10 protein-coding genes are annotated in these 13,359 nt (G+C 42.5%); 4 read left to right on the top strand and 6 right to left on the bottom strand.

Translation table 11 applies throughout. The features are described from left to right. Nucleotides 1–38 precede the first annotated feature (38 nt). On the bottom strand, nucleotides 39–2,957 hold the full coding sequence (locus HME7025_RS05180; RefSeq protein WP_109322613.1) for a DNA polymerase III subunit alpha: 2,919 nt from the start codon (nucleotides 2,955–2,957) through the stop codon (nucleotides 39–41). After that, a complete protein-coding gene (gene dinB, locus HME7025_RS05175; protein WP_109322612.1) occupies nucleotides 2,957–4,144 on the bottom strand; it encodes a DNA polymerase IV in 1,188 nt (395 codons plus the stop codon). The genes HME7025_RS05180 and dinB overlap by 1 nt, the downstream gene beginning before the upstream one ends. A gap of 108 nt (nucleotides 4,145–4,252) precedes the next feature. Here dinB and HME7025_RS05170 point away from each other — a divergent pair, with 108 nt between their 5' ends. Further along, nucleotides 4,253–4,957, top strand: a complete 705-nt coding sequence (locus HME7025_RS05170; protein WP_109322611.1) for an XRE family transcriptional regulator — start codon at nucleotides 4,253–4,255, stop codon at nucleotides 4,955–4,957. Nucleotides 4,958–4,983: 26 nt separating this feature from the next. After that, the gene (locus tag HME7025_RS05165) at nucleotides 4,984–7,110 is read left to right on the top strand and encodes a Tex family protein (RefSeq protein ID WP_109322610.1); all 2,127 of its coding nucleotides are present in this window, start codon (nucleotides 4,984–4,986) and stop codon (nucleotides 7,108–7,110) included. Between the two features lie 122 nt (nucleotides 7,111–7,232). Here the strand turns inward: HME7025_RS05165 and HME7025_RS05160 are convergent, their stop codons facing one another. The 4 genes from HME7025_RS05160 to HME7025_RS05145 are packed head-to-tail and all read right to left on the bottom strand — an operon-like array spanning nucleotide 7,233 to nucleotide 10,491. Beyond that, entirely contained in the window at nucleotides 7,233–7,574 is a 342-nt protein-coding gene (locus HME7025_RS05160) for a heavy-metal-associated domain-containing protein (RefSeq protein ID WP_109322609.1), read from the bottom strand. Next, entirely contained in the window at nucleotides 7,574–7,792 is a 219-nt protein-coding gene (locus tag HME7025_RS05155; RefSeq protein WP_109322608.1) for a heavy metal-binding domain-containing protein, read from the bottom strand. Before HME7025_RS05155 ends, HME7025_RS05160 begins: the two co-directional genes overlap by 1 nt. Nucleotides 7,793–7,803: 11 nt before the next feature. Next, nucleotides 7,804–10,038: a TonB-dependent receptor gene (locus tag HME7025_RS05150; RefSeq protein ID WP_109322607.1), complete on the bottom strand. Its 2,235-nt coding sequence runs from the start codon at nucleotides 10,036–10,038 to the stop codon at nucleotides 7,804–7,806. Between the two features lie 48 nt (nucleotides 10,039–10,086). Continuing rightward, on the bottom strand, nucleotides 10,087–10,491 hold the full coding sequence (locus tag HME7025_RS05145; protein ID WP_154401933.1) for a hypothetical protein: 405 nt from the start codon (nucleotides 10,489–10,491) through the stop codon (nucleotides 10,087–10,089). A gap of 119 nt (nucleotides 10,492–10,610) precedes the next feature. Here HME7025_RS05145 and HME7025_RS05140 point away from each other — a divergent pair, with 119 nt between their 5' ends. Both HME7025_RS05140 and HME7025_RS05135 read left to right on the top strand, forming a co-directional pair. After that, nucleotides 10,611–12,206: a S8 family serine peptidase gene (locus tag HME7025_RS05140; RefSeq protein ID WP_161956208.1), complete on the top strand. Its 1,596-nt coding sequence runs from the start codon at nucleotides 10,611–10,613 to the stop codon at nucleotides 12,204–12,206. A gap of 6 nt (nucleotides 12,207–12,212) precedes the next feature. Further along, nucleotides 12,213–13,319 (top strand): acyltransferase family protein, encoded by a 1,107-nt coding sequence (locus HME7025_RS05135; RefSeq protein WP_109322604.1) that lies wholly within the window; start codon nucleotides 12,213–12,215, stop codon nucleotides 13,317–13,319. Nucleotides 13,320–13,359 lie beyond the last annotated feature (40 nt).

The raw sequence follows: 13,359 nt of genomic DNA, 5'->3' as shown, positions 1-13,359 counted from the left end.
GACTTGAATATCAATTCTACATTCTTCATTCTACATTCCTAATACCGTGGATCCGCTTTCCAGCCAAGCTTGCGCATCTGTAAAACCCGCAAGGAGCGCTGACCAAATTCCTCCATAACTTGCCCCTGCATCCAGTAAACGCCTCCACCCTTAAAAGTATATTTCTTTAAATCCGAAGGAAAATGTACCGTATCAAAAAAGGCACCTTGCGCATCCAAAAAATAGCCAAAATACATCCTCTCCCCTTTTTTCGTCCAGGTAGGTTTTAAGGTTACCAGATAACCTAAAATATCGCCTCGGTCGGCCAACAAGCGTGCATCCAAACTTGTGACAGGCCATTCTTCCAATAAGTCGAAAGGCGAACAAAGCGGAAAACCCAAGATTTCCCACTCATCAAAAGCATCTTCTAGCGGCTCATGTACCAGGGTGGGTAAAACACCAATCTCCGTACTATCCTCAAACATTTCCATGGCCACCACCTCGGACACTTTCCCTTGAAAACGGGCATGAGCCTCCCACATCAAGTTCTTTTTCCCAGTTCCCAATCGGCGAAAAGCCCCTACTCGAATCAAAATAATCGCTTGTTCTAATCCCACGCTCACCCGCCGACAAAAGTCCTCCCACGACAAAAAGGGACCTTGCTTTCTGGCTTCCAATAATTCCCGTATCAATCCTTTCTCCAAGCCTTTGACATGCACCCAGCCTAAATAAACAACCCGACCATCCAAGCGAGTCAAATAATTACTTTCATTGATCTCAGGTGCCTCCATCCATCCTCCTGCTTTACGCGCCTCATGCACATAAAACTCTGTCCGATAAAACCCTCCAAAATTATTAATTACCGCCACCATGAACTCCAGAGGAAAATAGGCCTTCAAATACAAACTTTGATAGCTCTCCACTGCAAAACTGGCCGAATGCGCCTTACTGAACGAATAACCACTGAAACTTTCCATTTGTCGCCATACCTCCTTCGCCACCGCCTCCTCATAGCCTTTTTCAGCACAATTCAGAAAAAACTGCTCCCGAATACGTTCAAATTCTCCTCTAGAACGGTATTTGCCCGACATCCCTCGACGTAAGACATCCGCCTCCGCCAAGCTCAAACCCGCAAAATAATGCGCCACCTTAATCACATCTTCTTGATACACCATCACGCCATAAGTCTCCTGCATCAACTCCCCCATCAAAGGATGCACAGGCTGATAGGAATGAGGCGCATGATGCCTTTCGATATAAGCCTTCATCATACCCGAGCTAGCTACTCCCGGACGAATGATGGAACTTGCTGCTACCAAAGTCAAGTAATCCGAACAATGCAACTTCTTGATTAACTGCTGCATAGCGGGAGATTCCACATAAAAGCAGCCCATCGTTTCATGGCTTTCCAGCTGCATTTTGATCCGCTCATCCTGCTTAAAGTCTGCCACCCGATGGATATCGATGTCGACCCCACGGTTTTGACGAATAATCTCCACCGCCTCTTTGATATGCCCCAAACCTCGTTGAGATAAAATATCAAACTTCGCAAAACCAATTTCCTCGGCCACATACATATCAAATTGACAAATAGGAAAGCCCTTAGGCATAGGTTCTAAGGCGGTATATTCCGACAAAGGTCTATCTGAAATCAATATTCCACCCGCATGAATGCTCAGGTAATTGGGAAAATCGATCAAAAGATTTCCGTACTTAATAATCCATTGATGAATCTGGGAATTCGACTGCCGCAATTCGGCCGTGGGGGCTATCCAAGCATCTATCTCCGCTTTGGGTAAGCCAAAGACCTTCGCCAATTCCCTGTAAATAGAACGATCCCGAAAAGTCACATAAGTGGCCAAAAGGCAGACATATTGCGCGCCGTATCGTTTGAAGATATAATCTATGATCTCATCTCGCTCATCCCAAGAAAAATCTATGTCAAAATCAGGAGGACTCGTACGCTGAGGATTAATGAAGCGTTCAAAATACAAATCCAACTCAATGGGATCCACATCCGTAATACCCAAACAATAAGCCACAATGGAATTAGCGCCACTTCCTCGACCCACATGGAAATAACCCCTCGAACGAGCATAACGAATGATATCCCAAGTAATCAGAAAATAAGACTCAAAGGCTAGGTCATGGATCACCTGTAGCTCTTTTTTGATCCGTTCTTTCGCCTCTCTTGAGCGTTGGGGATAGCGGTAAAGCATTCCTTCATAGGCCAGTTTAGCCAATAAAGCGTGGTCGTCTTCCTGGCTAGCACTAAATAATTTCCGATTTTTGGTAACCTTAAACTCAAAAGAAAACTCACAGCTCTCCAAGATACACTCAGCTTCTTCCAGCAAGCTTGGAAAGTCGGCACAAAAATCCGCTAATTCCGCTGGACTATACAAACGTTCGTCGTCTTGGGCTTGTGCCTCCAGCGGCAACTTACTCAATAAGACATTGTGGTCGATAGCCCGCAACAAACGGTGCATGGAAAATGCCTTTTTATCCAAAAAAGTAAAAGGGTGACACCATACCAAAGAAGCCCAGTCTTGCTCTTTCCACAATTTGTTTCGATCACTCGCTCTGACTCCCCAGCGCTCCTGAGGGCCTAAGCTTTTAACTTGTTCTCGACGTGCCAAAGGAAAGATGGTCCACACATCTGGCGAACTAGGCGGTCTCACTGGCCAAGGCTTAGAATGCAATAGATGTTGACTCGCAAAAGCATTGATTTGAGCCAATCCAGCAGCATTTTTAGCCAAACAAATATAATAGCAAGCATCCACTTGCCGGAATTCCATCCCCACCACGGGCTTGATATTGGCCACTCGACAAGCCTGAAAAAAGTCATAAATCCCCGACACTCGATGTATGTCAGTCAATGCCAAGGCCTTAATCCCCTGCGCGGCAGCCGCCTCCACCAAAGCCTCAGGAGAGAGCGTCCCATAACGCAAACTATAATAAGAATGGCAGTTAAGATACATTAGTCCTCCGATTTAGGTAAGATATTACGGCGTTCATGGCGACCCATTAAACCACTGGCTCGTACAATAGAGAATTCTCCAAATCGATTTTTCAAGCCGTCCATGGCATGGTAGAGAGGAGCCAAACGAGCACCATCATCAAATAGATTCAACTGCTCTTGTCCTTGCAATAATTTAGAGAAACGCACACCAATCAAACGTATCAACAAACGGCGATCATAGAGTTTTTCAAACAGTTCCACCACCGCTGGAATCAAGCGATGGTCACTCGCCGTAGCAGGCAAGGTGATTTGTCGGGTGTGCGTATCAAAATTAGAATAGCGCAACTTCACCGTTACGCAGGAAGTACATTGTCCCAAAGTCCGTAAATCATAAGCCAACTGCTCGGTCAATGAACCCAATATCCGTCTCAATAAAACCACGTCGGTACTATCTTGGTCGAAAGTCATTTCCTTCGACAAAGACTTTTGTTCTGAATACGGCACTACAGGGCGTAAATCGATCCCATTCGCGCGCTCCCAAAGCATCACGCCCGACTTACCAAAACTACGCTCCAACACTTTCAGGGGCATTTGACTCAAAGTACCTACATGGACAATTCCCATATTCCGAAGCGTCTGAGCTGTCACCGACCCTATCATAGGGATTTTACTCACTGGCATAGGTGCCAAAAAAGCCTTTTCTTCTCCCGCCAAGACCTGATGCTGGCCCGCAGGTTTCACATGGTTGGTAGCGACTTTAGATACCGTTTTATTGACCGACAAACCAAAGGAAATCTGTAAGCCTGTTTGTTTTTGAATACGCTCACGTAAATCGGTGGCAAAACGATAAGCCCCAAAAAAGCGCTCCATACCCGTCATATCTAAATAAAACTCATCAATGGAAGCCTTTTCTACCAAAGGCGCTCGCTCCATAATCAAAGATGTCACCGATTCTGAATATTGAGAATAGGCTTCTAGGTCGCCTCGTAACACAATGGCATCTGGACAAAGTCGCATGGCCATCCGCATCGGCATAGCAGAGCGTACTCCAAAAGCACGGGTTTCATAACTACAAGCCGCCACGACACCACGATCAGATAAGCCCCCGACAATCACGGGCTTACCCACCAAGGCACTGTCTCGGAGTCTTTCGACAGAGACGAAGAAGCTGTCCAAATCCATGTGAACAATGGCGCGCTCTTGCATAAAATTGATAGATATTTGGGTATTCTGAATACCTTTTGTAATTTCGATACAAATGATATCCAAAATTGGATACGAATTTTATTCATTTTACATTAATAAGCAACATACATGAGCACTTTTTTTAGCCAGAATTTACGATTCTTACGCAGCAAAATGTCGGAGAAAACTTCCCAAGAAAAACTGGCTGAAATCTTACAAATAAAAAAACCTACTTTGGGCTCTTATGAGTCGGGAAGAGCAGAACCTAAATATGCGGATTTGATCTTGTTGGCCAACTTTTTTGAGGTGGAAGTAGACGAATTACTCAAGGAAGATTTGTCGAAAAGAATCCCTGGCCTATCCAATAAACCTAAGCTACGTATTTTAGCCACCACCGTGAATGAGGACAATGAAGAAAACATTGAAATGGTCCCGGTAAAAGCTTTGGCTGGTTATACGACTTCCTATGACGACCTTGAGTTCATCAAAGAATTACCGACTTTCCATGTTCCCTTTTTAACCAAAGACCGTAAATACCGCGTATTCCCCATTAAAGGAGATTCCATGTTACCCTTACAATCCGGCTCATTGGTATTTGCCGAATACGTGGAAGACTGGAAAGACATCAAAGATGGCACCATCTGCATCGTTGTGACCCGCGAAGACGGAGTGGTTTTGAAAAAAGTCATCAACCACCTGCAAGAGAAAAATGTATTGATTTTAAAGTCAACCAACAAACTCTACGACCCCTATCCTATCCTAGGCACTGAAATCCAGGAAATCTGGAAATTCGCTGGGTATTTCTACAATGAATTCCCTGAAACCAACGAATAAATCAAGGCCTATTTCTTATTTCTTTTATGCCCATTCCCTTTCAAAAAATAGCCGCTAGCTTACAGCTGAGCGAGAATGCCGTTCGTAAAACCATTGCCCTGTTAGAAGAAGGCGCTACGATTCCTTTCATTGCCCGTTATCGAAAAGAGATGACCGGGAGTTTGGATGAGGTTCAAATCCGTGATATTCGGGATGCGATGGAGCTTTCCATCGAACTAGAAAAACGTCGGGAAGCCATTTTAAAGTCTTTGAAAGAGCTCGATAAACTTAGTCCAGACCTCGAAAGAGCTGTTCGTGCGGCTGAAACCTTGGCCAAGCTGGAAGACTTGTACCTGCCTTATAAACCTAAGCGCAAGACTCGTGCCATGGCTGCTCGGGAAAAAGGTTTACAGGAATTAGCCAATGCCCTATTTCAACAAAGAAACCTCTCTCCAGAAGACCTAGCCGAGAAGTTTTTAGACGAAGAAAAAGGCGTACTTTCTTTGGATATTGCACTGGCAGGTGCGCGGGATATTTTGGCCGAAGAAATGATGGAAAAAGCGGAAGCTAGAGAAGATGCGCGTCAGCTTTTTGCTCGAAAAACTCAGGTGAAATCCAAGGTTAGTAAAGGCAAACAAGAAGCTGGCATAAAGTACAAAGATTATTTCGATTGGTCAGAGTCCTTAGCCCAAGCTCCTTCCCATCGGGTATTAGCCTTGTTTCGTGGGGAGAATGAGGGTGTTTTGACACTAGCGTTAGAAGGTCCCGACAATGATGTGCTAGACCGATTAGAACGACGATTCCTAACGGGTCGTAATGCCTGTGCTGATCAGGTGGAATTAGCCATACAAGATGGTTATAAAAGACTCCTACAGCCCGCCATGGAAACGGAAATGCGGGCCGAGGCTAAAAAACGGGCCGACGAAGAGGCCATCCGAGTATTTGCCGAGAATGTGCGTCAATTACTGTTGGCAGCTCCCCTTGGACAAAAACGCATCCTTTCCTTAGATCCTGGCTTTAGAACAGGTTGCAAATTGGTCTATTTAGATGAACAAGGTAACTTGATCGAGAATACCACCATTTACCCGCATACAGGCCCAGGTCAGGCTCAAGAAGCCGAACAAACGCTACGTTCTTGGGTGAAGAAATACCAAATAGAAGCCATCGCCATTGGTAATGGTACAGCAGGAAGAGAAAGCGAAAGCTTTGTGAAAAATCTCCGACTTGATGGCGTTAGCATCATCATGGTCAATGAAAGCGGAGCTTCTATCTATTCCGCTTCAGAGGTAGCTCGAGAGGAGTTTCCAGATAAAGATATCACGGTGCGTGGAGCGGTGTCCATCGGCCGCCGACTCATGGACCCCTTAGCTGAATTGGTGAAGATTGATCCTAAGTCGATTGGCGTAGGGCAATACCAACATGACGTTGACCAAAAGAAATTACAAGCATCATTGGACGATACGGTTATTTCATGCGTTAACTCAGTGGGCGTTGAATTGAATACTGCTTCCAAACAAATCCTATCCTATATTTCGGGTTTAGGACCACAGTTGGCCCAAAATATCATTGATTACCGACAAAAAAATGGTCCATTCTTACGTCGATCCGATCTAAAGAAAGTGCCGCGTTTAGGGGAAAAAGCCTTTGAGCAAGCCGCTGCATTTTTACGTATTCGAAAAGCGAGTAATCCTTTGGATGCCAGTGCTGTTCATCCTGAACGTTATCCCATAGTGGAGCAAATGGCGAAGGATTTGCAATGTAAAGTGGCCGATCTCCTTCAAAACGAAGCCTTACGGAAGCAAATACAAATTAGTCGATATGTCAGCACGGAGGTGGGGATCCCTACCCTGACTGACATTGTTCAAGAATTAGCTAAACCCGGACGTGACCCTAGGGAGCAGTTTGAGGCTTTTGAATTTACGGAGGGAGTCAACTCCATCAAGGACTTACGCGTGGGAATGAAGCTAGCAGGTATTGTGACCAACATTACCAATTTTGGTGCTTTTGTGGACATTGGAGTACACCAAGATGGTTTGGTACATGTGAGTCAACTGGCTGACAAATTCGTCAAAGACCCGAATGAGGTGGTGAAAGTCCAACAAAAAGTACTGGTTACTGTCACCGAAGTAGATGAGGCTCGCAAGCGAATTGCCCTGAGCATGAAAGCTCGTTAATCCAACGTTATCAAGTTATTGGACAACAAAATTGTGTTGAAAAACGTTACAACGCTCAACGCTGTCAAGGTTTGGAACCTTGCCAGCGTTAGAAAAAAAGCGTTGATGTTGAGTTTTTTATCCTAATTATGAGCCGTAGCAGCAGCACCTTTCTTGCAACAAGAAGGTAGTTTCTCGTAGCTCTTGCTATCCGCCACGACTTCATCTGCATCGTATCCCACTTCAGCAATGGCTCGCTTGATGGCTGCCACATCTGTCTTTTTAGGATTGTATTCTACCGAAATGGTCTTGTCTTTCAAGTCCAAATCCGATTTAGAAATCCCCTTGCTCAAAGCTAAGTTCTTCTCAATACGCTCTTTGCACATTTCACAAATGGCCGAAGTCTTGATTTTAACCGTTTGTTTAGGCCCTGCCAATGTTGCAAAAGGTAAAGCCAATAAGGCCGCTAAAATTAGTTTTTTCATTAGGCTGCTTTTTTAACTGCTTTCATTTCCATGGTGCAAGCAGGACATTTCCCTTTTTTTGCATAGGTTTTGTTCCCCTCACATTTCATCGGACATTGATATACTTCTTTCTTATCCGCACCTGCTTTGCTGGTGTCGTGCTTATGCTCTTGTTTTTCCTGTGCCATCAAGCCATATGTTCCCAACATAAGACCTGCCATCATGATTACATTTTTCATTGTTTTTCTATTTATTGAATTTTATAACGCATTCCTGTATAAATCATCCTACCTACAATAGGTCCCCAGACCATGGTAGCATCAAATCCCCGACTAAATGGATCTTTGGCAGACATGATAGGATTAGATTGGGTAAAATTAAAAAGATTTTCAGCACCTACATACATTTCCCACTTTTTGAATTGGCGAGTTACTTGTGCATATACGGTGGAGAATGCCGGAGCTGTCAATGATGGACTCACTCCATCATGTACATGAGCTAAACTTCCATTCGGAATTCTTCGGCTGCCATTCCACTGCCAGGTCAAATCGTACTTCCACTTTTCATATGGTGTGGCATAAGCTATATTCACCAATACACGATCCTTATTCAAATAGGCCTTAGGCAGGCGATTTAAGGCCCCTTGAACCGTCAAGTAATCCGCCTGAACATCTTGGTAGCGATAAGCTGCCTTCAACTCTAATCGTTTTATAGGACTATAATTTAACTCTGCCTGCCAACTGTTGGCAAAAGATACTCCCGGATTACTATACATTCGAAGTTCGCCCCCATTTTCCATATCCACCATCCATTGCTTTTCAAAATCTGTACGGAAAGCATCCAATACTAAACTTCCTTTTCGCGTACCAATTTGGAAATTCTTCGTCAAAGTAGCCCCAAAATTCCATGCTTTTTCCAATGGATTCAGATCGCCTAAAAGCAGCAATCGTCTCCCATTAGCCAAGAATCCCATATTTTCTGCCAAAGGATTCACCCGTCGCCAGCCTTTTCCTGCTGATAATCGCACAATCCAATTTTCCGCCGCATCCCACTTCAAATGCCATCTAGGTACCCATTGTGCTCCAAATTGATTGTGCCAATCGATGCGATTTCCCACCACCATGGTTAGGTGATTGGGCACTGTCCAAGTATATTCAAAAAATGCTCCTGGTACTAATTCTGTCCGAGCAAAAGATGAATCAATATAACGTTCTTGATACGAATCATATAAAAAACTAGCTCCTGCTTTCCAGCTATGATTGGTATTATCAAAGATGGATTGGTAAATCAAATTAGCATACATACTTTGTTCCCTGCCTACATAATTTTTGAAAGCAAAATAGGAGTCATTTTGATGCTGAGCCATATTTAAAATCAAGCCTAAACCTTGATAAGGTTTATCAGGGAATAATCGCGCAATCTTGGCAAAGGTTTCAAATCGAGAAGTCTTACTTCCAAATCCATATACCAAAAATCGATTAGACGTATTTTCATCAAAGTTATTTTGACCCGCCAAACGATTTTCATATAAATACGAAGCGCCCCATTGAACCATCCAACGATCCGTGGCATACTTCCAGCGGTTTAGCACATTCCATAAATCGAAAAGCGGCAAATCTATGAATCCATCCCCATTTCCATCCAAACGAGCTGCTTGCTTCGAATAATGCGTAAAAAGCCCTGTAGACAATCGCGAGTTGAATTTATGTGCTCCTTGCTGATTAATCTCAAAACGACCTTGAGAGTTGGTATACACATTCAAAAAATACTTTTCAGACGTATCTGGCTTAGCTAATTCTACATTAATTCCTCCGGTAATCGACTCATAGCCATTGACTACGGAGCTTTGACCTTTGGCTAAATCAATGGATTTAATCCAAGTACCTGGTAAATAATTCAATCCATATGTGGTTTTTAATCCTCGAATGGAGGGGATATTCTCCACATTGGTTTGCACGTAAGTACCCGATAAACCTAACAATTGAATCTGCTTGGCACCCGTCACGGCATCGGCAAAACTCACGGATACAGAGGCATTGGTTTCAAAGCTTTCCGACAAATTACAGCAAGCTGCTTTGGCCAATGTCTTCATTGTCAAAATTTCCGTATGCAGCGTGGCAACATCATCATGATTACCGGGTGCAGCAATAACACGCACTTCGCTTAGCTCTTTATTCGCAGGCTTTAAGTGTACGTGCAAAAATTGATTTTTATCGACAAAAATGGAATCATTGATAAAACCCGTTGAGCTAAAAATCATCCAACCTGTTTTACCTTGTACATCCAAAGAAAAAGCCCCTTTAACATCAGTTAAAGTCCCTTTCTTTATAGGTTTGAAATAAACGGAAGCTCCAACGAGGTCTTCCATGTTTCCTTGAGCATCCAAGCTCATAACTCGGCCTTGAACCACTTGTCCAAAGCTATAGGGCACTGCTACCGAGAAGGTAAAAAGCAATCCCAACAATATAATTCGGTGAATTGACATAAGATTACAATAAGAATGAGAAAAAATTCAATCTGAATTTTAGCCCAATCAAATATTGTAACGTTGAATAAAAGCCAGTCGCTCATGCAATGGCTTTAAATAAGGAAATTCCTGAATAGTTCCTTCCCGATCAATGGCTATTAAATTAGCTGGATTGGAAAAAGTTGGAACGAACACCTCCGAACAAATTTGTGTTTGATCTAGGGTATTTTGAACCTTTTTGATTTGTTGATCAAAACTAAATTTGACCTGAATATGGGCATATTCATAACAAGCAGCCCGAGAAATGCTTGTTTCTTTGGATGAGGATGAAGATGATGATGGAGTAGCCCAAGTAACTTTCTTTTTCCCAGTTACCAAACAATCTGATATACGGTAGGCAAAGCCCACATGACCTATCAAAAGCCATGCCGACATGAACACCAAGAAAAAACGTTGTATCGCGCTTTTCATCAAATTACGTTTGAAACAACCAAATTTACACATTAATTAAATATATTAGCTTAATGTCATTCATTAAACCACTTGATCTCCTTTTTTTTATCAGTTTTCTGTTAATCTGTACCCATACCTTGGCGCAGAATGACAGCTACCGATACCTCATTTTGTTTAAAGATAAAGCTAACTCACCTTATTCTATTGCTCAACCTGACAAGTTTCTAAGTACTCGCTCCATAGAACGTAGGAAGAAATTCAAGATTGCCTTACAAGAACAAGACTTACCTGTAAACCCAGATTATCTCATAAACGTTCAAAAAAGTGGTGCCAAAGTATTATTCTCTTTAAAATGGATTAATGGAGCCCTTATACAACAAAAGCCCAAAGATTTGGCCAAGACCCTAAGTCAGGCTGGAGTTAAAGGCTTATACTATGCCTACCCCATCGATTCCAGTTCAAGCTTTCAAATTTCAAAGAAAAGACCCAAACTCCCTGATTTGCCTCAAGCCTCCATCACCTTGGCTGATAGTTTAGATTATGGAAATTCAAGCACGCAGATTAGTCAATTGGGTGTCAATAACATGCATCTCAAAGGATTTCATGGAGAAGGTATTTTAATTAGCGTATTAGATGAAGGTTTTCAAAATGCAAACAATACCCCCTTTCTTTTGAGAGCCTTTTCTGAGAAAAGAATTATTGCCACGTTAACAACTACGCCCGGATTGAGCGACGTATATAGCCAGGGTTCACATGGAACGCATGTCTTGAGTACTATAGCTGCATTTACTCCAGGTAAACTGATTGGCACAGCATATCAGGCTCAATTTGCCCTTGCGCAAACCGAAGAAGGCAGTACCGAGAAAATAGTAGAAGAAGTCAATTGGCTGCGAGGGGCCGAATGGGCCGACAGTTTAGGCACAGATATTATTAGTTCTTCTCTAGGCTACACCATATTTGATCTTAAATTAAGCAATCATACTTATGCCGAAATGAATGGTAAAACTGCCTTAAGCAGTAAAGCGGCAGCTTGGGCGGCACAGCGAGGCATCATTTGTACCATTTCGGCGGGAAATGAAGGAGCTGCTAGTTGGAAATACATTTCTTCACCTGCCGATGCTGATTCCATTTTAGCCGTGGCGGCTGTAGATAAATCCATGCTTCGGGCCAACTTTAGTTCTTGGGGCCCTAGTTCGGACGGACGGATTAAACCGGATGTAGCAGCTATGGGACTGGCAACCGCCATTGGCAGTTATTTAGGAACCTATACAACTTCCAATGGCACTTCTTTTGCAGCACCATTGATGGCAGGTCTAGTAGCTGGAACACTTCAAGCTAATCCTAACAAATCTCCATGGCAAGTGATGAATGCCATTCGACAATCAGGTCATCAAAGTAGTAATCCTGATAATTCTTTGGGATATGGGGTACCCAACTTCAACCGAATTGACAAACTATTGAATCCCATTTTAAGTATAGAAGAAATAGAAAAGCCAAAGATCCTGATTTACCCCAATGTACTACGATTGGGGGAAGTAATTCACTTAGAAAGGGAACAGAATACTGAGATCAAAGTGGAATTAATTAGTAATTGGGGAGCAATCATTCATGAATTTTTATGGACCAATACCCAACAAGATTTTTACCCACCTCCCCTCGTTTCTGGCAAATATTATTTTAGATTTACAGATAAAATCACTCAACAAGTGATTCCATTTTATTTTTCAAACTAAACCTACATGAAAACACGCTTTCTTTCCCTAGACATTTTTCGGGGTATTACACTAGCCATGATGATATTGGTCAATACCTCTGGAAATGGTGAGTTTACCTATGCTCCATTAAAACACGCTAGTTGGCATGGTTTTACTCCTACCGACTTAGTCTTTCCTTCTTTCTTGTTCATGGTTGGTGTCGCCATGCGCTTTGCATTTAAGTCATTTCAATTTCAGTTAACGCCAACCTTAAGGAATAAGATTTTAAAAAGAACTGTCCTATTATTTCTCATCAATTACCTCATTTTTTACTTTCCATTCCTAGATTTTTCCTTAGAAAACATGCGTTTTCTAAACGTATTACCTAGGATTGCACTTTCCTATTGCGCCATTTCTTTCATTGTTTTACTTGTTGAGGAAAAATGGCTCACAGGGGTCAACGTGGCCATTTTATTACTCTATTGGATTTTGATGCTTGTATTTGGAGATCATGGTGCAGCCTTTGATTTAGGAACTAATGCTGTCCGCAAGCTTGATTTATTCTTATTTGGTCCTTCGCATTTATATCACGGAGATGGCATCGCCTTTGACCCAGAGGGTTTATTAAGTACTTTACCGGCCTTTTCTACCTGTTTATTTGGTTATCAAGTGAGCCTCTTTTTAGAGAAAAGAAGAGTAGATGGCAAGGAAGTTACATTTCCATTAGTGAGCGCTGGAGCTGGTCTAATTGTCTTGGCACTTATTTGGAATTTTGCCTTTCCTATCAACAAAAAGCTGTGGTCTAGCTCTTTTGTCCTCCTATGTGCAGGTATTGACTTTATCTTAATTGCCTTGATCTATTGGTGGATTGAAATCAAAGAAAGGAAATTTGCTAATACATTTTTCTTGGTCTTTGGTACCAATTCGATTTTAGCCTATGGTATTTCAGAGCTTTTAGCCATTCAATTAAACAAATGGCAAATAGCAGAAGGAGATGGCACTACTTCGGCTAGCAATTGGATGTATTGGCACCTATTTGAACCAGTATTAGGCAAATACAACGGTTCTTTGGCTTATGCCATCAGTTTTGTACTGGTATGTTGGATTATTTGCTACGTATTTTACCGCAAAAAATGGTTTTTAAAAGTGTAGAACTAGATTTACCATCCATAAAAAAAGCTCATTAGGGATT

It is taken from the genome of Aquirufa nivalisilvae, assembly GCF_003143535.1.
Taxonomy (GTDB): Bacteria; Bacteroidota; Bacteroidia; order Cytophagales; family Spirosomataceae; genus Aquirufa; species Aquirufa nivalisilvae.
Note: the sequence above shows the minus strand (reverse complement) of the source record. Positions and strands in the feature narration are given on the sequence as shown.

What these genes read in the sequence shown, in the direction of transcription:
- HME7025_RS05180 (WP_109322613.1), bottom strand. Translation starts at nt 2,957, where the DNA reads ATGTATCTTAACTGCCATTCTTATTATAGTTTGCGTTATGGGACGCTC.
- dinB (WP_109322612.1), bottom strand. Translation starts at nt 4,144, where the DNA reads ATGCAAGAGCGCGCCATTGTTCACATGGATTTGGACAGCTTCTTCGTC.
- HME7025_RS05170 (WP_109322611.1), top strand. Translation starts at nt 4,253, where the DNA reads ATGAGCACTTTTTTTAGCCAGAATTTACGATTCTTACGCAGCAAAATG.
- HME7025_RS05165 (WP_109322610.1), top strand. Translation starts at nt 4,984, where the DNA reads ATGCCCATTCCCTTTCAAAAAATAGCCGCTAGCTTACAGCTGAGCGAG.
- HME7025_RS05160 (WP_109322609.1), bottom strand. Translation starts at nt 7,574, where the DNA reads ATGAAAAAACTAATTTTAGCGGCCTTATTGGCTTTACCTTTTGCAACA.
- HME7025_RS05155 (WP_109322608.1), bottom strand. Translation starts at nt 7,792, where the DNA reads ATGAAAAATGTAATCATGATGGCAGGTCTTATGTTGGGAACATATGGC.
- HME7025_RS05150 (WP_109322607.1), bottom strand. Translation starts at nt 10,038, where the DNA reads ATGTCAATTCACCGAATTATATTGTTGGGATTGCTTTTTACCTTCTCG.
- HME7025_RS05145 (WP_154401933.1), bottom strand. Translation starts at nt 10,491, where the DNA reads ATGAAAAGCGCGATACAACGTTTTTTCTTGGTGTTCATGTCGGCATGG.
- HME7025_RS05135 (WP_109322604.1), top strand. Translation starts at nt 12,213, where the DNA reads ATGAAAACACGCTTTCTTTCCCTAGACATTTTTCGGGGTATTACACTA.